The organism is Streptomyces pseudogriseolus (assembly GCA_002154585.1).
GTDB classification, from domain to species: Bacteria; Actinomycetota; Actinomycetes; order Streptomycetales; family Streptomycetaceae; genus Streptomyces; species Streptomyces pseudogriseolus.
In genome coordinates this window covers 1-18,920 of sequence record MUNG01000010.1, presented here as the reverse complement: position 1 = coordinate 18,920, position 18,920 = coordinate 1, and the positions used below count along the sequence as shown (strand labels likewise).

The 18,920-nt window shown below is 73.6% G+C and carries 15 protein-coding genes; 7 read left to right on the top strand and 8 right to left on the bottom strand.

Annotation, left to right across the window (positions count from 1 at the left end; translation table 11 throughout):
* Positions 1–136: 136 nt before the first annotated feature.
* Positions 137–1,291, bottom strand: a complete 1,155-nt coding sequence (locus CCN29_RS01225; RefSeq protein WP_086679622.1) for a DUF3103 family protein — start codon at positions 1,289–1,291, stop codon at positions 137–139.
* A 258-nt stretch (positions 1,292–1,549) separates the two neighbouring features.
* Between CCN29_RS01225 and CCN29_RS01220 the strand changes: the two genes are divergently transcribed.
* The 3 genes from CCN29_RS01220 (at position 1,550) to CCN29_RS01210 (ending at position 6,728) form a co-directional block, all read left to right on the top strand.
* Complete coding sequence (locus CCN29_RS01220; protein WP_086679619.1) at positions 1,550–3,715, top strand: FUSC family protein; 2,166 nt, start codon at positions 1,550–1,552, stop codon at positions 3,713–3,715.
* Positions 3,716–3,875: 160 nt separating this feature from the next.
* Complete coding sequence (locus CCN29_RS01215; protein WP_086679616.1) at positions 3,876–5,435, top strand: SDR family oxidoreductase; 1,560 nt, start codon at positions 3,876–3,878, stop codon at positions 5,433–5,435.
* Positions 5,436–5,585: 150 nt separating this feature from the next.
* Entirely contained in the window at positions 5,586–6,728 is a 1,143-nt protein-coding gene (locus CCN29_RS01210; protein ID WP_039986654.1) for a polyprenyl synthetase family protein, read from the top strand.
* 57 nt (positions 6,729–6,785) lie between these two features.
* On the opposite strand, the gene CCN29_RS01205 is transcribed toward CCN29_RS01210, so the two are convergent.
* Complete coding sequence (locus CCN29_RS01205) at positions 6,786–7,364, bottom strand: Dps family protein (RefSeq protein WP_006130923.1); 579 nt, start codon at positions 7,362–7,364, stop codon at positions 6,786–6,788.
* A gap of 183 nt (positions 7,365–7,547) precedes the next feature.
* On the opposite strand from CCN29_RS01205, the gene CCN29_RS01200 reads away from it, so the two are divergent.
* Complete coding sequence (locus CCN29_RS01200) at positions 7,548–8,048, top strand: hypothetical protein (protein ID WP_006130924.1); 501 nt, start codon at positions 7,548–7,550, stop codon at positions 8,046–8,048.
* Positions 8,049–8,051: 3 nt separating this feature from the next.
* On the opposite strand, the gene CCN29_RS01195 is transcribed toward CCN29_RS01200, so the two are convergent.
* Positions 8,052–8,957 (bottom strand): AraC family transcriptional regulator, encoded by a 906-nt coding sequence (locus CCN29_RS01195; protein WP_086679613.1) that lies wholly within the window; start codon positions 8,955–8,957, stop codon positions 8,052–8,054.
* 144 nt (positions 8,958–9,101) lie between these two features.
* Here CCN29_RS01195 and CCN29_RS01190 point away from each other — a divergent pair, with 144 nt between their 5' ends.
* Both CCN29_RS01190 and CCN29_RS01185 read left to right on the top strand, forming a co-directional pair.
* Positions 9,102–9,434 (top strand): putative quinol monooxygenase, encoded by a 333-nt coding sequence (locus CCN29_RS01190; protein ID WP_086679686.1) that lies wholly within the window; start codon positions 9,102–9,104, stop codon positions 9,432–9,434.
* A gap of 32 nt (positions 9,435–9,466) precedes the next feature.
* A complete protein-coding gene (locus tag CCN29_RS01185; protein WP_086679610.1) occupies positions 9,467–10,453 on the top strand; it encodes an alpha/beta hydrolase in 987 nt (328 codons plus the stop codon).
* Between the two features lie 21 nt (positions 10,454–10,474).
* Here CCN29_RS01185 and CCN29_RS01180 read toward each other — a convergent pair whose 3' ends face one another.
* The 3 genes from CCN29_RS01180 to CCN29_RS01170 form a co-directional block, all read right to left on the bottom strand.
* Positions 10,475–10,849, bottom strand: a complete 375-nt coding sequence (locus tag CCN29_RS01180) for a hypothetical protein (protein ID WP_086679607.1) — start codon at positions 10,847–10,849, stop codon at positions 10,475–10,477.
* Positions 10,849–12,564 (bottom strand): aa3-type cytochrome oxidase subunit I, encoded by a 1,716-nt coding sequence (ctaD, locus tag CCN29_RS01175; RefSeq protein WP_442538198.1) that lies wholly within the window; start codon positions 12,562–12,564, stop codon positions 10,849–10,851. Before ctaD ends, CCN29_RS01180 begins: the two co-directional genes overlap by 1 nt.
* Positions 12,565–12,797: 233 nt before the next feature.
* Positions 12,798–14,525, bottom strand: a complete 1,728-nt coding sequence (locus CCN29_RS01170) for a PP2C family protein-serine/threonine phosphatase (protein ID WP_086679601.1) — start codon at positions 14,523–14,525, stop codon at positions 12,798–12,800.
* A 320-nt stretch (positions 14,526–14,845) separates the two neighbouring features.
* On the opposite strand from CCN29_RS01170, the gene CCN29_RS01165 reads away from it, so the two are divergent.
* Positions 14,846–15,214: an STAS domain-containing protein gene (locus tag CCN29_RS01165; protein ID WP_006130931.1), complete on the top strand. Its 369-nt coding sequence runs from the start codon at positions 14,846–14,848 to the stop codon at positions 15,212–15,214.
* Positions 15,215–15,306: 92 nt separating this feature from the next.
* Here CCN29_RS01165 and CCN29_RS01160 read toward each other — a convergent pair whose 3' ends face one another.
* Together CCN29_RS01160 and CCN29_RS01155 are read right to left on the bottom strand one after the other, a co-directional pair.
* Positions 15,307–17,067 carry a lectin gene (locus CCN29_RS01160; RefSeq protein WP_006130932.1) on the bottom strand — a complete coding sequence of 587 codons (1,761 nt, stop codon included), beginning with the start codon at positions 17,065–17,067 and terminating at the stop codon, positions 15,307–15,309.
* A 14-nt stretch (positions 17,068–17,081) separates the two neighbouring features.
* Positions 17,082–18,920, bottom strand: a 1,839-nt coding sequence (locus CCN29_RS01155; RefSeq protein WP_143661262.1) for a lectin, incomplete at its 5' end; no start/stop codon positions are given.

Genomic DNA, 18,920 nt, shown 5'->3' with positions numbered 1-18,920 from the left:
GCGGCAGGCGCGAGCCCCGCCCGGTTCCCAGCCTCCGGCGGAGAGCGCCGCTTGCCGAGCCCGGCGGGTCCGGACGGGGCAGCGGGGCCTCGCGGCGGACGGAGCGAATCCGTCGCGAGGCCCTGGGAGGAGTAGCTCAGAATTCCTGCACGAAGTACGGCTCCACGGTCATCCACCCGTTGCCGCGCGCCCCGTACCGGGTGCCGTTGTCGGTGCGGGCGAGGGTGTACCAGGAGTCGACGTAGTCGGGGTCGTCCGTCCACCAGTCGTCCGGGATCGCGTCCAGCACCGCGTTCACCAGCGGGATGTACGTGCCCTGGTCGGTGACGGTGAGCAGGACGGCGGCGATGGCCTTGGCGAGGTCGCGGTAGTTGGTGCTGCCGTCGTCCTCCATCATCACGGCGTCGGCCAGGTCGTACTTGTACGACGACCAGTTGACCAGGATCTGCTGGGGCCGGTAGACGGTGCCGTCGCTGTCCAGGTACGGCATGTCGACCGGGTCCACCCGCACCGTGCCGTCGTGCCCGAAGCCGGTGACGAGGGTGTAGATCTCGGCGTCGCCCTTGATCCACGGCTCCTCGTCGTCGGACAACGAGACCGCGCTGATGCGCATGGTCCAGAAGCCCGCCGCGGCGGCCGAGGTGCGCGCCCGCTTCGGCTCGGCGGAGGCCGGGGCGGCGGACCGCACGCCGCGGCGGGCGAGTTCCTCATGGAGGACGTCCAGGCCGGCGGCCAGCGCACGGGAGCCGTCGAGGTCGACGACGTACACGGGGCGCGCGGGGGTCTCGCGGGCGTCGAGCGTGTGGGCCCGGCCCTCGCTGTCGTACGCGGTGACGGGGCCGTCGTCCGAGGTGGCGGCGGCGACCCAGGGCTCCGTCCCGGCGGTGAGCGCGCCGCGCATGGACGGGTCGCCGAGCCGCAGCCGCAGCAGAGGGCCGACGCCGGGGCCGAGTCCCTTGGCGGCGGCGATCCGGCGGTCGGCCGAGGCGAGGGCGGTCTTGAGGGCGCCGTCGGCGAGGGCCGTGACGGCGACCTCGTGCGAGGTGAGGGCGGCCCGGCTGACGCGGGCGCGCCAGGCGGGGTCGGTGAGCGCGACGGCGATCGCCCGCGCGGCCGTGTCCTCGGCGGCGTGGACCTGGGCCGCGGTCGAGGTGCGGGCCTGCGGGGTGGCCGCCGGGGCGGGTGCGGCTGCGGCCTGCGGGGCGGTGAGGGTCTGGCCGGCGCACAGGACGGCCAGGGCCGTCGCGGCGGCGGCGAGGGCGCCGCGACGGCGGAGGTGACGGGGTCTCACGTGGATCGAGCCTCCTGGGACGAGTGGTCGACAGGGCACTGCGTGGAGCTCGCGAGTGTGAACCGTGCGGGAGACATGGGATCCGTGCGGGATCCGCGCGAATCTATGCGGGTAGATACTCGCGAGTAGCGATGATGACGGTGCCATGACAGGTCACGCAAGAGGGCGTCGGCGGCGGTCCGCCGGTCGGGCGGTCCCGCCGCGCACGCCGGTGCGGCCCGCCGGCCCTCGCGTGCCGGCCCGGCAGGATGGTGCGCCATGTGGCACCGGGAACGCCCCGCCGGGCACGCGCGTTCCTGGCGGACCTTGCTGCCGGAGCAGCCGTCGCGGGCGGACTCCGCGCCCGCGGTCCGGGGCGCGGTCCGCGTCACGGTCGCCGCCGTCGCCGGGTTCTACCCCGCGATCCATCTGCTGGACCGTCCGGTGCTCGCGCTCTACACGCTGTTCGTCCCGGTCGCCTTCGGGCTGCTGTCGCCGCTCCCCGGTGCGGGACGCCGCCGCGCCGGCACCGTGCTGCGCGCCGTGCCGGCCGCCGCGGCGCTGATCACGCTCGGCACGTATCTCGCGGCGGCGACCTGGTCGGCGGCGCTCGGCATGCTGCTCGTGGGGTTCGTCCTGGTGGTCGGCGCCTCCCTCGGGCCCCGGGCGGCCGGGGTCGTCCCCGCTCTCCAGCTCTGCTACATCCTGGCCTGCTTCCCGCCGTACGCGCCGGGGACGCTGTCGGACCGGCTCGCCGGACTCGCCGTCGGCGCGACGGCGACGGTCCTGTGCGAACGGCTGCTGCTGCCGGAGCCCGAGCGGCCGTCGTACCGTTCCCGGGTCGCCGACGGACTCGAACTCGCCGTGCGCGCCGTGCGGGAGCTGCTGCGGGGCGGCGCCGACGGCCGGGAGACGGCCGAGCGGCTGCGGGCGGCGGGCCGGGAGCTGCGCCTGTCACGGACGGCGCCCGGCACCCGGCCCACCGGGGCGGGGGCGAGGGACCGTGCGCTGGCCCAGGCCGGCTACGCGACCCGCCGGTTCCTGGACCTGCTCGCCGTCCTCGCGCCACAGCTCCGCCCGCCGGTCGACCTGCCCTCGGCCGTGCTGCTGCGCGGGCTCGCCGCCGCCTGCGCCGACGAGGCCGCCGCCCTGCGCGGCTCGCGCCAGGCGCCCGGCTTCGAGCGGATCGAGGAGATGATCGAGCGCTACGCGGCGGCGCGGGGCGTGCCCCCGGACCTGCGCGGGGATCCCCATCCGCTGCTGCGCCGGCAGTCGACGCTGCTGGCCGCCGCGGTGTCCGCCGTGACGGTGAGCGCGGCCCTCGCCCTGACGGCCGGCCGGCGCCGGCCGACGACCGGGCTGCCGGTCGAGGAGTTCTGGTACGCCGGAGCGTCCACGCCCCGGCTGTGGTGGGTACGGATCGCCGACCACCTCACCCCGCGCTCCGTCGTCTTCCAGAACGCGGTGCGTACGGCCTCCGGGCTGGCGCTGGCCCGGCTGGTCGCGGGGTCGCTGGATCTGTCGCACGGCTTCTGGGTGCTGCTGGGCATGCTGACGCTGGGCCGCACCACGGCGGGCGCCACCTGGTCCGCGGTGCGGTCGGCGACGGCGGGGACCCTCGTCGGGTCGCTGGCGGCCGGTGTGCTGCTGGTGTCGGCGGGCGACGCGACCGAGGTCTACGCGGCGCTGCTGGTGCCGATGATGCTGGTGGCGTTCTCGGCGGGCCCCGTCGGCGGGCCGGCCTGGGGCCAGGGCCTGTTCACGCTGGTGGTGTCCACGGCGTTCGCGCAGATCGCCCCGGTGACCTGGCAGCTGGCGGAGGCCCGGATCGTCGACGTGCTGACGGGCAGTGTGATCGGGCTGGTGTGCGGGGTGCTGGCCTGGCCCGCCGGCGCCCGGGGCGAGATGCGGCGCGGCGCCGCCGCCCTGCTCCGCGGCGCGGCGCCGCTGATCCGGATCACCGTGGAGCGTGCGGCGACCGGGCGCTCCGCGCCCACGGCCCGCGCCGACGCGGCGGCGGCCCTGCGGCGGGCGCTGCTGGACCGGCGCATCGCCCACGCCGCGTACGCGCAGCTGCGCACCGAGCCCCCGTCCCGGCGCCCCGTGGACACCGGGCCCGACTGGCTCGCCGCGCTGAACTTCGGCTCCCGCGTGCTGACCGGCACCTCCTGGCTGCCCTGGTCCGAGGGGTCGGCGTGGCCTCCCGACGCGGTCACCTGGGCGCGCGAGGCGACGGAGGAGGTGGTGTCGGCGACGCTGCGGGCGGCGGCCTTTCCGGCGGACGGCGTGACCGTACGGCCGCCGCCCCTGCCGCCGGGCATCCTGACGCGGCTGCCGGCGCCGTCCGTGTCACATCTGGTCGACGTGGAGGTGTGGCTGCACGCGCTCGCCTCCGACCTGGCGGCGGTGGGGCCGGGCGGCACGGTGAAGGGCGGCCTCTGGTGACGGCCGCCCTGCCGGTCACCCGTACGGCCCCCGTCGCGGGCCTCCGTCCTGCCGCGTTCGACCCCCGCGGCGCCGGACAGCGCGCGGCGGCGGGCGTGTGCGGTGAGGATCGGTATGGCGACGAGGTTCGCCACAGGTGTCGCATCGACCGTGCGGAGGGATGACCGTGGACGGGCAGGGGCGAGGAAGCGGAGCGGGACTGCACTGCCTGGTCACCGGGGCTTCGGGCTACATCGGCGGACGGCTGGTCCCCGACCTCCTCGACGCCGGCCACCGGGTGCGCTGCCTGGCCCGCTCCCCCGACAAGCTGCGCGACCACCCCTGGGCGCCGGACGTCGAGACGGTGCGCGGCGACGTCACCGACGCGGCGTCCGTGGCCGCGGCGATGCGGGGCGTCGACGTGGCGTACTACCTGGTCCACGCGCTGGGCAGCGGCGCGGACTTCGAGGACACCGACCGCCGGGCGGCCCGCACGTTCGCCGAGCAGGCGCACGCGGCCGGGGTGGGCCGGATCGTCTACCTCGGCGGGCTCACCCCGCACGGGGTGCCGGAGCACACGCTCTCGCCGCATCTGCGGTCCCGTGCCGAGGTGGGGCGGATCTTCCTCGACTCGCCGGTGCCCGCGACCGTGCTGCGGGCGGCCGTCGTCATCGGCTCGGGGTCGGCGTCGTTCGAGATGCTGCGCTATCTGACCGAGCGGCTGCCCGTGATGGTCACGCCCAGCTGGGTGCACACCCGTACCCAGCCCGTCGCGGTGCGCGACGTGCTGCGCTACCTGGTCGCCTCGGCCTCGATGCCGCCCGACGTCGACCGGGCCTTCGACATCGGCGGCCCGGACGTGCTGACGTACCGCGACATGATGCGCCGCTACGCCGAGGTCGCCGGTCTGCGCCGGCGGGTCATCGTGCCGGTGCCGGTGCTCACCCCCGGGCTGTCGAGCCACTGGGTCGGGCTGGTCACCCCGGTGCCCGCCGGTATCGCCCGGCCGCTCACCGAGTCGCTGCGCCACGAGGTGGTGTGCCGTGAGCACGACATCGCGCGGTACGTGCCGGACGCCCCCGGCCGGCCTCTGCCCTTCGACGAGGCGCTGCGGCTGGCGCTGGCGCGCGTGCGGGAGGCGCAGGTCGCCACCCGCTGGTCGTCCGCCTCGGTGCCGGGCGCGCCGAGCGATCCGCTGCCCACCGACCCCCGGTGGGCGGGCGGCAGCCTCTACCGGGACGAGCGGGACCAGGTGGTGCCCGCGTCGCGGGAGGCGCTGTGGAAGGTGATCGAGGGCATCGGCGGCGAGCACGGCTGGTACTCCTTCCCGCTGGCGTGGGCGGTGCGCGGGCGGCTGGACCGGATCGTGGGCGGGGTGGGACTGCGCCGCGGACGGCGTGACCCGCACCGGCTGCGGGCGGGCGACTCGCTGGACTTCTGGCGGGTGGAGGAGATCGAGCCGGGGCGGCTGCTGCGGCTGCGCGCCGAGATGCGGCTACCGGGTCTGGCGTGGCTGGAGCTGCGCGTGGACACGGACGAGGCGGGCCGCACCCGGTACCGGCAGCGCGCCCTGTTCCATCCGCGGGGTCTGCTGGGCCACGCGTACTGGTGGTCGGTGTCGCCCTTCCACGCCCTCGTGTTCGGCGGGATGGCCCGCAACATCGCGCTCGCGGCGGCCGAGGGCGCGGACGGGCCGGGCAGCCGGCGGACCCGCCGGCGCCGCGAAGGCGTCCGTCGCTGATGCCCGGGTTCGCGCCCGGGGCGCCCCGCGTACGCACCGGCGCGCCGGTCCGGGCGGTCACGCGAACCGGGGAAGGTCGTCGGGCCCGTTCGCGGGTACCCGGTGGCGAGCGCGAACGTGTGGGCGACGGACGAGGTGAAGGGGCTGTGCATGCGTGAACTGCGGTCGGCGGCGGAGGAACCGGCGGACCGGGCCGGTGGACCTCTCACCGCCGACGCCGCGACCAGGGCCGTACGGCGGGTCCTGGGCGAGGTGCTGGACGAGCGGATGTCGCAGGCGTACGACCTCGACGCCGTGTTCGCCCGTGACGTGGCGGGCCGCGTCTCCGCGTTCGCCCGGCGTGGCGGGAAGCGGCTGCGCACGGCGTTCGCCTGGTGCGGCTGGCGGGCCGGCGGCGGCACGGGCGACCCCGGCCCGCTGCTGCGGACGGGCGTGGCGCTCGAACTGGTGCAGACGTGCGCGCTCGTGCACGACGACGTGATGGACGGGTCGCATCTACGGCGCGGGGCGCCCTCCATGCACGTGGACCTGGCGCGGATGCACCGGGCGGAGGGCATGACGGGCGGCGCCGAGGCGTTCGGGCACTCGGCCGCGGTGCTCGCCGGCGACCTGGCCCTGGCCTGGGCGGACGACCTGATGACGGAGACCGCGCTCGCCGCGCCGAACGGGCCGCGCCTGTACCAGGAGTGGCGGGCGATGCGCGAGGAGATGGTGGCCGGACAGTACCGCGACCTCCAGGCGCAGGCGGCCGGCGCGTCCGGGGTCGAGGAGGCGCTGACCATCGCGACGCTGAAGAGCGCCCTCTACACGGTGGAGCGGCCGCTGGCCCTCGGCGCGTCGCTGGCCGGGGCGGACGAGGCGGTGACGGCGGCGCTGCGCGCGGCCGGCCGGTGCGCGGGGCTCGCCTTCCAGCTGCGGGACGACCTGCTGGGCGCCTTCGGTGATCCGGCGCTGACCGGGAAGCCGGTGGGGGACGACCTGCGGGCCCGCAAGCTCACCTATCTGCTGGCCGTCGCCCTGGAACTGGGCGCGGCGACCGGGGACGAGGAGGCGGTGGCGCTCCTGTCCCCCGGTGTGCCGGCGCTGCCGGAGCGCGCCGTGGAGGGCGTACGGGCGGCGCTGGAGCGGACGGGCGCCCGGGACGTGGTGGAGGCGAAGATCGCCGAGCTGGCGGACTCCGCGCTGCGGCACTTCGGCGGGACGGACGCGGACGACGCGGTGCGGCGGGAGTTCGCCGCGCTGGTCGCCCGGGCGTCGGGCGTCACGACCCGGCAGGTGCGGGAAGCGGTGTGAGGCCGGCGGCCCGCCGACGTCCTCGAGCGTGGCGGGCCGCCGGTTCGTGCGGGACGGTCAGGGCTGGCGGCGGGCCTGCTCGGCGGCCTGGCCGGCGGCCCCGGTCTCGGTGGTGGCGCCGCGGGTGCTGAGCTTGCCGCCGGCGGACTCGAGATGGGCGCGGACGAACCACTGGAACAGCTCCAGGCCGCGCAGCTGCTCGATGAGCATGTCCTGGGTGACCGGGTCGGACTCCTCGGTCTCCCGCATCGCCTCCCGATGGTCCTCGATGACGTTCGTGTACACCATGTCGAGCGCGCCCAGGTGCTCGATCGCCTCGGCCCGGCCGATGGAGTAGTCGCTCCAGGAGCGGGCGGCGACCAGCGCGCCGGGGGTGCCGTCCGGCTCGCCGCCGAGGGTGGAGATCCGCTCGGCGATGTCGTCGGTCATGTCCCGCACCTTGTCGACCTGCGGGTCGATCATCTCGTGCACGGCGATGAAGTGCGGTCCGACGACGTTCCAGTGCACGTGCTTCAGCGTCAGGTGCAGGTCGTTGAGGGCGTGGAGTCGCATCTGCAACAGCTCGATGATCCGTCCGCTGTCCTGGGTGCGCAGGCCCGGCACGGTGTACGAGGGGTCGGCAGGCTGTGACGGCACGAGGGGCTCCTTGCGATCGTCCGATGCTCGAACATCCAGATAAGCGGTTCATCTGCCGTTTGCGGCCTTCACCGCCGCGCACCCCCGCGCGTCTCACCGGTCTGGAGCAGCGCACCCTGGCGGTCACGGCCGGCGCGCATATTCCTTTGCCGGGCGGGACGGGCGCGTGGTTGGCTCCGGCCCATGAGCTGGCTACCGCGTGACTTCGTCCACCCCTCGCACGTCGACATCCCCGGCGGGGCGGGCCATCGGCTGCGCCCGATCAGCGGCGCCGACGCGCCGCTGGACTACCCGACCGTGATGGGGTCGCGCGAGCGGCTGTGGTCCATCTTCGGCCCCGCCTGGGGCTGGCCCTCGGCCACCATGACGTACGAGGCGAACCTCGCCGACCTGGAGCGGCACGCGGCCGAGATCGAGGCGCACGAGTCGTTCAACTACACGATCGAGAACGCGGAGCGCACGGCACTGCGCGGCTGCGTCTACATCGACCCGCCGGAGAAGGAGGGCGCGGACGCCGAGATCTCCTGGTGGGTGGTGGACGACGAGGTGGGCGGGCCGCTGGAACGGGCGCTGGACGCGTTCGTCCCGCGGTGGATCGCCGAGGACTGGCCGTTCGAGCGGCCCCGCTTCATCGGCCGGGACCTCACCTGGGAGGAGTGGCTGAAGCTGCCCGACCTCGCCTGAGGGTCAGAGCGTCAGCGCCGCGGGGGCCCGGCCCGCCTCGCGGAGGCGGGCCGCGTCACGGCTCGGGGGCGCGCCGAACAGGCGCCGGTACTCCCGGCTGAACTGGGAGGGGTTGTCGTAGCCGACGCGCCGTCCGACGGCGGTGACGTCGCCCGGGCGGGTGGCCAGCAGCAGCCGGGCCTGCTGGAGCCGGATCTGCTTCTGGAACTGGATGGGGCTCATCGCCGTCACCGTCTGGAAGTTGCGGTGGAACGCGGAGACGCTCATGCCGGTCATCCGCGCCACGTCCTCCACCCGGAAGGACTCCGCGTAGTTCTCGCGGATCCAGCGCACCGCCCGGGACACATGGCTGAGGCCGCTGTCGGCGAGCCCCAACTGACGTACTGCTGCTCCCTGTTCTCCCGTCATCAGGCGCCAGAGGATCTCCCGCACGATCATCGGTGCGAGCACCTCCCGGTCGCGCGGCTGGTCGAACAGCCGCAGCAGCCGGACGACCGCGTCGAGCAGCGGCTCCGGGGCGTCGCTGACGGCGAGCGCGGACGGCGCCCCGCCGGACCGGGGCAGCCCTCCGGGGCCGGCCCGCAGCAGGAGTTCGGCGATGACTGCGGGGTCGAGCTCGAGCCCGAAGCCGAGGGCCGGGCGGTCGGGGCCGATGTCGAGCCAGTGGCCGGTGACGGGCAGGTCGACGGACGCGATCAGGTACTGGCCGGACCCGTACTCGTACACCCGGTCGCCGAGGGCGAGACGTTTGGCGCCCTGCGCGACGACGGCGAGGACCGTGCCGGACATGGAGAGTCCCGGAGGGTCCTGCCGGTCGATCCGCGAGACATGCACGCCGGCGACGGGCGTGGTCCCGTCGGGACGGGCGTACCGCTCCAGCAGGGTGCGCAGCTCTTCGAGGAGGGCCATGTCCCCATTGCAGCACAGCCCGCGGTGCGGCACTCCCGGAGCTGAGAGGATCGTGCAAGTACCGGAGAGGATCGCTCTAACGTTCGCGCAGCTCAGGGCCCTTCAATGGAGTCACAGCACTCCACCGCACGGAAGAAGGCCGCCATGATCGTCCACCACGGCTTCCAGGCCACGATGACCGCCCTCACGGGCAGGGGCGAGGAGCTCGCCGGACTGCTCCTCACCGGCATGGACGCGGGGAACCCCGCCGCGAGCGAGCACTGCGTCGTCTATCTCGTCTCCCGTTCCGCCTCCGACCCGGACGTCGTCCACATCACCGAGGGCTGGACGAGCAGGGAGGAGCACGAGCGGCTGTTCGCCGGCGAGGCCGCGCAGACGCTCGTGGCCCGTATCTCGGGGTTGCCGGCGGGCGAGCCGGTCCGCACCGACCTCGTCCCGGTCCGCGGCAAGGCCGCCTTCGGGGCGGGTGCCGCGTGAACCCCGCCCTCACCGCCCCGGAAGGCACACCCATGACCTCGATGCCGCGCCCCGCCGTCGACCCCGAACTGCACGCCCTGCTCGCCGGGATGCCCCTGGTGGAGCGGATGGACGAGCAGATCCTCGCCCAGTTGCGGGCCCTGCCGTCCCCGTCGCCCGACTCCTTGCTCGCCGGCCGCCGCGTGGTCCGGCGGGAGGTGGACGTGCCCGCCGAGGACGGCGCCGCCGTACGGCTCTCGGTGCTCCACCCCGCGGACCGCGACCCGGGCGTCCCCGCACCGTGCGTGTACTGGATGCACGGCGGCGGGATGGTCCTGGGCGACCGCTTCGGCCAGATCGACATCCCGCTGGAGTGGCTGGAGCGGTTCGGCGTGGTCGTCGTGACCGTGGAGTACCGGCTCGCCCCGGAGGCCACCGGAACCGCCGCCGTCGAGGACTGCCACCGGGGGCTGGCCTGGGTGGCCGCGCACGCCGGGGAACTGGGCGTCGACCCCGGCCGCATCGTCGTCGCCGGGATCAGCGCGGGCGGGGGTCTCGCCGCCGGGCTGTGCCTGCTGGCCCGCGACCGGGGCACGCCCGCGATCGCCGCGCAACTGCTGATCTGTCCCATGCTCGACCACCGCAACGTGACCGTCTCCAGCCGGCAGTACTCCGGGGAGCCCGGGGTGTGGACCCGGGAGACGAACGAGTTCGCCTGGCGCACTCTGCTCGGCGGTCGGGACGACGGCGAGGTGTCACCGTACGTCTCCCCCGCACGGGCCACCGACCTGTCCGGGCTGCCCACCGCCTACGTGGACACCGGCTCGGCCGAGGTGTTCCGCGACGAGGACGTGGCGTACGCCTCCGCCATCTGGGCGGCGGGCGGACAGGCGGAACTCCATGTGTGGGCAGGCGGCCCCCACGGCTTCGACGCGCAGTTCCCGCAGGCGCAGCTGTCGGTGACCGCCCGCCGGACGCGGGGGGAATGGCTGGGCCGGATTCTGCGGGGCGCGGCGGTCGGTGGGGCAGCGGGACGGTGACCAGCGGCCGCGCGGCCGCTGTCAGCGCGTGAGCAGCCAGAGCGTCGCGTTGGTTCCCGTGGCGCAGGCCAGCAGGCCGGATGCCCAGGCCACGTGGCGTCTGAGGAGCGTGCCGCGCAGGTCGGTGTACCGGGTCTCGTACTCGTGGCGCAGTTCGTCGGCGCGGCGGGCCGTGGTGCGGAGCATCTGCCGGGTGAGGTCGATGCGCCGGTCGAGGTAGCGCCGGGTGAGGTCCTCGGCCTGACCGGTGGTCAGCCAGGGCAGGTCGGCGCAGAGCGCCTCCGCCTCCCGGCGCGCCTCGGCGAGGTGGGAGCGCGCCAGCACGATGCCCTCCGCCTCGGCCAGGACGGCCGAGGCGTCGTGCGCGAGGGACCGGCGCGACCGCGACCTGGGCATCAGCGGTCGCCCTTGTGGCCGCCGGGGTCGATGACGTCGCGCTTCCCGGTGTTCTCCGCCTGGTCGACTCCGGCCAGCGCGGGGTGGCGCAGGTCGAAGGCGGGCGACTCGGAGCGGATGCGGGGCAGGGTGACGAAGTTGTGGCGGGGCGGGGGGCAGGAGGTGGCCCACTCCAGCGAACGCCCGTATCCCCAGGGGTCGTCGACCTCGATCTTCTCGCCCCGCTGGGCGGTCTTCCAGACGTTGTAGAGGAAGGGCAGCGTGGACAGGCCGAGCAGGAAGGCGCCGATGGAGGACACCGTGTTGAGGGCGGTGAACCCGTCGGCGGCGAGGTAGTCGGCGTAGCGGCGCGGCATGCCCTCCGCGCCCAGCCAGTGCTGGAGCAGGAAGGTGGTGTGGAAGCCGACGAACAGCGTCCAGAAGTGCACCTTCTCCAGACGGTGGTCGAGCATCGTGCCGGTCATCTTCGGCCACCAGAAGCTGAATCCGCCGAACATGGCGAACACGATCGTGCCGAACAGCACGTAGTGGAAGTGGGCGACGACGAAGTAGCTGTCATGGACGTGGAAGTCCATCGGCGGGGACGCCAGCAGCACACCCGTCAGACCGCCGAAGAGGAAGGTGACGAGGAAGCCGACCGCCCACAGCATCGGTGGTTCGAAGGAGAGACTGCCCTTCCACATGGTGCCGATCCAGTTGAAGAACTTCACGCCCGTCGGCACGGCGATGAGGAAGCTCATGAAGGAGAAGAACGGCAGCAGCACCGCGCCGGTGGCGAACATGTGGTGGGCCCACACCGTGGCGGACAGGCCGGTGATGGTGATGGTCGCCCCGACGAGCCCCATGTACCCGAAGATCGGCTTGCGGGAGAACACCGGGATGATCTCGCTGACCACGCCGAAGAACGGCAGCGCCAGGATGTAGACCTCGGGGTGGCCGAAGAACCAGAACAGGTGCTGCCACAGCAGGGCCCCGCCGTTCTCCGGTTCGAAGATCCGCGCGCCGAACCGCCGGTCCGCCTCCAGGGCGAGCAGCGCCGCCGCGAGCACCGGGAAGGCCAGCAGCACCAGCAGCGAGGTGAGCAGCACGTTCCAGGTGAAGATCGGCATGCGGAACATGGTCATGCCGGGCGCGCGCATGCAGATGATCGTGGTGACGAAGTTGACGGCGCCGAGGATCGTGCCGAAGCCGGACAGCGCCAGGCCCATGATCCACAGGTCGCCGCCCTCGGTCGGCATGCGCTCCCCGCCGCTGAGCGGCGTGTACGCCGTCCATCCGAAGTCCGCGGCGCCCTGGGGGGTGAGGAAGCTGGACATCACGATGAGCCCGCCGAAGGCGAACAGCCAGTACGACAGCATGTTCAGCCGGGGGAACGCGACGTCCGGGGAGCCGATCTGGAGCGGCATGATCGCGTTGGCGAACCCGGCGAAGGTGGGCGTCGCGAACAGCAGCAGCATGATCGTGCCGTGCATGGTGAAGGACTGGTTGTACTGCTCCTGGGACACGATCTGAAGCCCGGGCCGGGCCAGTTCCGCGCGGATCACCATGGCGAACAGACCGCCCACCAGGAAGAGGACGAACGAGGTGATCAGGTAGAGGTGCCCGATCTTCTTGTGGTCGGTGGTCGTCAGCCAGGAGACGACCACGCGCCCCCTCCCTCGTCGTCCCTCCGCCGCCGGCGCCGGGGACAGGGGTTCGGTCGTGTGTGTCGCCATCGGGTTCCTTCGGGTGACTACGAGGAGCTCGGCCGGGGGGAGGAACGCACGCCGCTGCGGGCGCGATCGGCACGCGCGTGCCGGATCGACGCTATGTCAGGTGACCGGACGTCGGGTTCTGACATCCGCCGAGCGGACGGGGACTTCACCCGTGCGAGTGGTGTCGCTTCGAGAGCGGCTTGTGACCGGTTCCGTGGGGTCGGTTCCGTGGGGTCGGTTCCGTGGGGTCCGGGTCAGCCGCGTTCCGGGCGGGCGCCGACGCGGACCACGAGGAGGGCGACGTCGTCGTCGTTGTCCGCGGGGCGGGCCCGGCGGAGCAGTTCGTCGGCGAACACCTCGACGGGGCGATGGGCGAGCACGGCGGCGTGCCGGCGCAGCCGCTCCAGCCCTTCGTCGATGGGGTGGCTGGGCGCCTCGATCAGCCCGTCCGTGTAGAGGACGAGGGTGGAGCCAGGCGGCAGGACCGTCGATCCGTCGGCGCGCGGCCGGTCGGTGCCGGTGCCGGTGCCCAGCAGCATCCCGCCGCCGCCCGTGAGATACCCGGCCACGCCTTCGCGGGTGACCAGCAGCGGGGGCGGGTGGCCGGCGTTGGTCCAGGACATCGTCCACCGCCCCTCCTCGTCCGTGCCGAGGACGGCGAGCACCAGGGTGGCCATGGAGACGTCGGTGATGCGCAGCACGGCACGGTCCACCCGCTCGACGACCCGGCCGGGCGGCTCGTGCCGGAAGGACCACGCGTAGGAGCGCAGCACGTTGCGGAGCTGCGCCATGCCCGCGGCGGCGTCCAGGTCGTGTCCGGAGACGTCGCCGATGACCAGGGCGGTGTCGCCGTCCCCGAGGGGGAAGGCGTCGTACCAGTCGCCGCCGACGTGGGAGGCGTCGGGTGCGGGCAGGTAGCGGGACGTCGTCTCCAGGCCGGGAACGCGCGGCAGCTGGGGCAGCAGGTAGCGCTGCATGGTCTCGGCGACCTTGCGCTGCCGCTGGTAGAGGCGGGCGTTGTCCAGGGCCAGTCCGGCGCGGCGGGTGATGTCCTCGAGCAGGGTGAGGTCGGCGGTGGTGAACGCGTCGGGCTGCTCGGAGCGGCCGAGGGTCAGGGCGCCGAGGACGTCGCGCAGACCACGGATGGGCGCGATGGCGGCGGAGTGCATGCCCGTGGCCTCGAACAGCTTGCGCTGCTCGACGGCGATGCCCGAGTCGGGGGCCCCCTGGTAGGTGTCGGGTCCTGCGATGGTCGAGGAGGCGCCTCGCAGGGCCCGGGACAGCGGCATCGGGGACTCGGCGGGAACGGGCGCCATCGGCCCTTCGAGGTCCCGGCGGGAGACCGGGACGCCGTCCTCGAAGTGCACCACCTTGGTGCGCCACACCTCGTCCCGTTCGCTGATCAGGTCGATCACCGCCCAGTCCGCGAGGCGTGGCAGCACCAGGGTCACCAGCCGGTGCAGCGCCTCGTCGACGGACAGGGTGGAGGTCAGCTGGGTGGTCGTCTCCGCCAGCAGGGCGAGCCGCTCCAGTTCGTCGGGCGCCCCTTCGCGGGCCGTGGCCGTGCCGGGCGCCTCGGCGGCGGCCTCGCGGGGATGGAAGAGGACGAGCGCGCTCGTGTCGTCCGCACCGGTGTCGTAGGGGGTGATGCTCCAGGCGATGGCGAGCAGCGTGCCGTCGTCCTTCTCGAACCAGTCGTGGTCGTTCTGCGCCGGGCGGCTCGCGAGGAAGGCAGGCCGCATACGGCACTGGGAGGTCGGCACGGTCTCACCGTGGGCGCTGCGGTGCAGCAGGTCGTGCGCGTCGGCGCCGACGAGTGCCGCGGCGGGCCGGCCCAGCAGCCGCTCGGCGGCGGCGTTGACGGCGACGATCCTCCCGCGTCCGTCCACCACGTAGGCGCCGGTGCCGATCGCGGTGAGCGCGACACCGGTCGCGCCGGGCCGTCCGGCGCCGGGGCCCGGCCCTTCGCCCGCCGTCTCCATGTCCCCTCCTCGCCGACCGCCGTTCGGGGACCGGTCACGGTTCCCACTGTTCGCGTGCCCGGCCGGACCGTCGTGGACGGCCGAAGAGCACGATGTGACCACCTCAGATCATCACGCGTGTCCCACATACGCAGGGCGTCCGCCCCGCAGGGAGGGGCAGCCGCATGGAGCGTACCGTGGCGGGTAGGCGGGGCGACGGACCGGGGCGTGCACGAGTCACCTGCCCGGACTTCGTAGGATGAACCGGCCGGCCGGGCACCTGGGGATGGGCGGAGGTCGGGCTCACCCGCATGCGACGAACACCCCGCCGAGGAGATTTCGTGTCCGTACCGGACGAGACGTTCACCGTCACCCCCCGCCCGAGCGCCGCGGGCCCCTATGTGCTGGAGGTGTCAGGGGAGCTCGACCACCACACGGCGCCGCTGCTGGCGGAGGCGGTCAACGACGCGCCGTTCGGTCCGTACGGTGTGGTGCTCGACCTGTCGGGGCTGACCTTCTGCGACTCGTCGGGGATCACGGTGTTCGTGTCGGCCCACCGTCGGTCACGGGCCCAGGGTTCGCAGCTCAGCCTGGCCGGGGTGGCCCCCGCCCAGATGCGCATCCTTCGCATGGTGGGGCTGGACGAGGTGTTCACCTTCCACGCCGGCGTCGACGAGGCGTTGCGCGCCGCCCGGCCGTCCCGGCCCTGACAGCGGGACGGGACCCCGTCCGTGCGACGGGGTCCCGCCCTTCGGCTCACGAGCGGCCCTGAGGGTCACGCGGCCGGCCTGCGAGGATCACCTCAGGGGAGGGTCCACTTCTGGTTGGGGCCGGTGTGGCAGGTCCACAGGTGGACCGGTGTGCGGTCCTCCCAGGTGCCGCCGGAGGCGTCCATGCACTTGCCCGACTGCGGATTGCGCACCGTGCCGTCCGACTGCGCCGCCCACTTCTGCGCGCCGGTCCCGTTGCACGTCCACAGCTGGATCCGGGTGCCGTCCGCGCTGCCGCCGCCGGACACGTCCAGGCACTTGCCGAGCGCCCGCAGCGACCCGTCGTCCGCCACGGTCCACCGCTGCGCGGCGGAGGAGTTGCAGGTGTAGATCTGCACGCCGGTCCCGTCCGCCGTGCCCGCGTTGTCCACGTCGAGGCACTTGCCGTTGACGCCCCGGATCTCACCGGTGCGCGGTCCGGGGGTGGCCCCGTCCTGCCTCAGGCGGATGTTGCGGAAGGAGACCTCGTCGCCGTCGCCGTGGTTCTGAAGCCCGATATAGCCCTGACGGAGGCTGCGGGCGGGGTCGGTGTTGGTGAAGTCGTTGATCTTCCGGCCGTTGAGGAAGATCTCCAGCCGTTCGCCGGTGACGCGGAGCTCGTACGTGTTCCACTCCCCCGGCGGGTTGAGGGCCGCGTCCCGGGCGGCGAGGTCGGCGGACTTGAAGCCGTAGACGGAGCCGGTGGTGCGGTCGGCGGTGTCGGTGGCGTCGATCTGGATCTCGTAGCCGTTGTCGACGGCGGACCACGGGTCGTCGGAGGCGGGGAAGCCCAGGAAGACGCCGGAGTTGTCGTCGCCGTGCAGCTTCCAGTCGAGCTTGAGGGAGTAGTCGCCGGTGATCTCCCGGTCGTACCGGAACAGGCCCATGCCGCCCTGGGAGGTGAGGGTGCCGTCGTTCAGGGTGAAGCCGCCGGGGCCCGCCTGTTTCCAGCCGGAGGTGCCGGTGCCGTCGAACAGCGGGGTGTAGCCGGTCTCGGGGCGGCAGTCGGCGTGGGTGACGCCGGCGGCCCAGCGGATGCCGCCGAGGAGGTGGCGGCGGAAGGCGGGATCGGCGTACGACTCCTCGGTGTGGCCGCCGCCGGTGTAGAAGGCGCGGCCGCCGGCGTAGTCCTTGCACCAGGCGATCGGATGGTCGCCGGACATGGAGCCGCCCGAGTAGCTGGACTCGTCCAGCGACGCGAGGACGTGGGCGGTGGTGCGGGGGTTGGTGCGGTAGTTGTACCACTCGTCGGTGCGCTGCCAGGTGGCGCCCAGGTGGGCGGTGGCGTCGTGCGCCCGGTCCTCTACCTCGACGGTGGCGGGCTGGATGGCGGGGTGGGACTGGAAGAGGGCGCCGGCCAGTCCCGCGTAGAAGGGCCAGTCGTACTCGGTGTCGGCGGCGGCGTGGACGCCGACGTAGCCGCCGCCCGCGCCCATGTACTGCTCGAGCGCGCTCTCCTGGGCGGACCCGAGGACGTCGCCGGTGGTGGAGAGGAAGACGACGGCCCGGTACCGGGCGAGGTTGGCGGTGGTGAAGGCCGCCGGGTCCTCGGTGGCGTCGACGGTGAAGTTGTTCGCCGCCCCGAGGTCACGCAGCGCGGTCACGCCCTCGTCGATGGAGGAGTGGCGGAAGCCCGCGGTCCGGGAGAAGACGAGGATCCGGTACGCGGGGTCGGCCGCCGGTGCGGCCGCCCGGGGTGCGGCGGGCGCGGTGCCGGGAGTCGCGGCGGCCTGAGGGGTCAGGCCCTGGGGGGTCACGCAGAGCACGGCGGCGGTGCACAGGCCGAGCGCGGTTCTGAAGAGGGTGCGCATCATGGGTCGCCTCCTTTCTACGGCAGGGTCCACTTCTGGTTGGCGCCGGCGTGGCAGGTCCACAGGTGGACGGGCGTGCCGTCCTCCCAGGTGCCGCCGGAGGCGTCCATGCACTTGCCCGACTGCGGATTGCGCACCGTGCCGTCCGACTGGGCCGCCCACTTCTGCGCCCCCGTGCCGTTGCACGTCCACAGCTGGATCCGCGTCCCGTCCGCGCTGCCGCCGCCGGACACGTCCAGGCACTTGCCGAGCGCCCGCAGCGACCCGTCGTCGGCCACCGTCCAGCGCTGTGCCGCCGAGGAGTTGCACGTCCAGATCTGGATCTCGGTGCCGTCCGCCGTGCCGGCGTTGTCCACGTCGAGGCACTTGCCGTTGACGCCCTTCACCTCGCCCGTGCGGGTGCCGCCGGTGCCGGTCGTGAAGGAGAACTCGTCCACGTCGTAGAGCGCGCCGCTGCCGCCCTTGAATACGAGGTACAGGGTGGTGGTGCCGGCCGGCTGACCGGTCAGGGACGCCGTGACGTCCTGGAAGGTCTCCCAGTCGCCGGTGACCGGCACGGTGGCCGTGCCGAGCAGGGTGCCGGCCGGGGAGCCCGCGCGGACCTCGAGGGTGCCGCCGGCGCCGGCCGAGGAGACGCGGGCGGTGAAGCCGGTGGTGTTGTCGAGGCTGTAGGGGGTGAAGGAGATCCAGTCGCCGTTCTGGATCTCGCCGACCGTCTTGCCGCCGTGCGCGTTGGAGTGGTTGATCACCTGGACGCCGGAGGAGTCGCCGTAGTGCTCGGCCTGGCGGTGGCTGGGCTGGGTGATGTGCTGGTCGTGCGCGGTGAGCGCGGGCTGGCCGTTCGCGCCGTTGTCGGTGTACTCGGCGTCGAGGACGCCGAAGATGTTGGCGTTGGGGTCGTGTTCGCCGTCCGCCAGGGTGTGCAGGGTGCCGGTGCAGCCGGTGGCGGAGGTCTGCGGGTGTCCGTGGCTGTCGTGGCCGACGATGAAGGTGACCTTGACCTTGGCGCAGTCGATCGTGCCGTCCTCGGGGTCGGTGACGGTGACCTTGAACGGGATGGCGGCGCCGAAGTCGTAGATCCGTCCGTCGGCGGGGGTGTCGAGCCGCACGGTCGGGGCGGTGTTGCCGACGGTGATCTGCACGGACGCCGTGGCGGACTTGCCGGTGGGGTCGGTGACCTTCAGCGTGGCGGTGTACTGGCCGTTGGCGGTGTAGGTGTGGGACGGGTTGGCGGCGGTGGAGGTGGCGCCGTCGCCGAAGGTCCAGGCGTAGGCGAGCGCGCCCCCGTCCGGGTCGGAGCTGCCCGCCGAGGAGAAGGTCACGTTCAGCGGCGCCTTGCCTGAGGTGGTGTTCGCCTTGGCCTGGGCGAGCGGTGCGCGTCCGCCGGTGATGTGCTCGATGCGGTACAGGGCGGAGTTGGCGTCGCCGTTGAAGTAGCCGGTGCCGTAGTCGAGGACGTAGAGGGCGCCGTCCGGGCCGAAGGCCATGTCCATCACCTGGGTGCCGGTCCAGGGGAAGGCGTTGATGGACTGTACGGTGCCGTCGCCGCCGGTCTCGATGCGCTTGATCCAGCGGCGGCCGAACTCACCGGCGAAGAAGTCGCCGTCGTACTCGGCGGGGAACTTCACGTCGGAGGTGGAGTTCGCGTCGTAGCGGTAGACGGGTCCGCCCATGGGGGACTCGGATCCGTTGCCGAACTCGGGGACGGATCCGCCGTCGTAGGGGATCCACGCGGGCTGGACGGGCGGCAGGTCGGTCAGGCCGGTGTTGCGCGGCGAGGTGTTCCGCGGCGCCGAGCAGTTGAAGGCCGAGCCGGAGGCGCCGGTGGCGAAGTCGTAGTCGACGTAGGCGTCGTT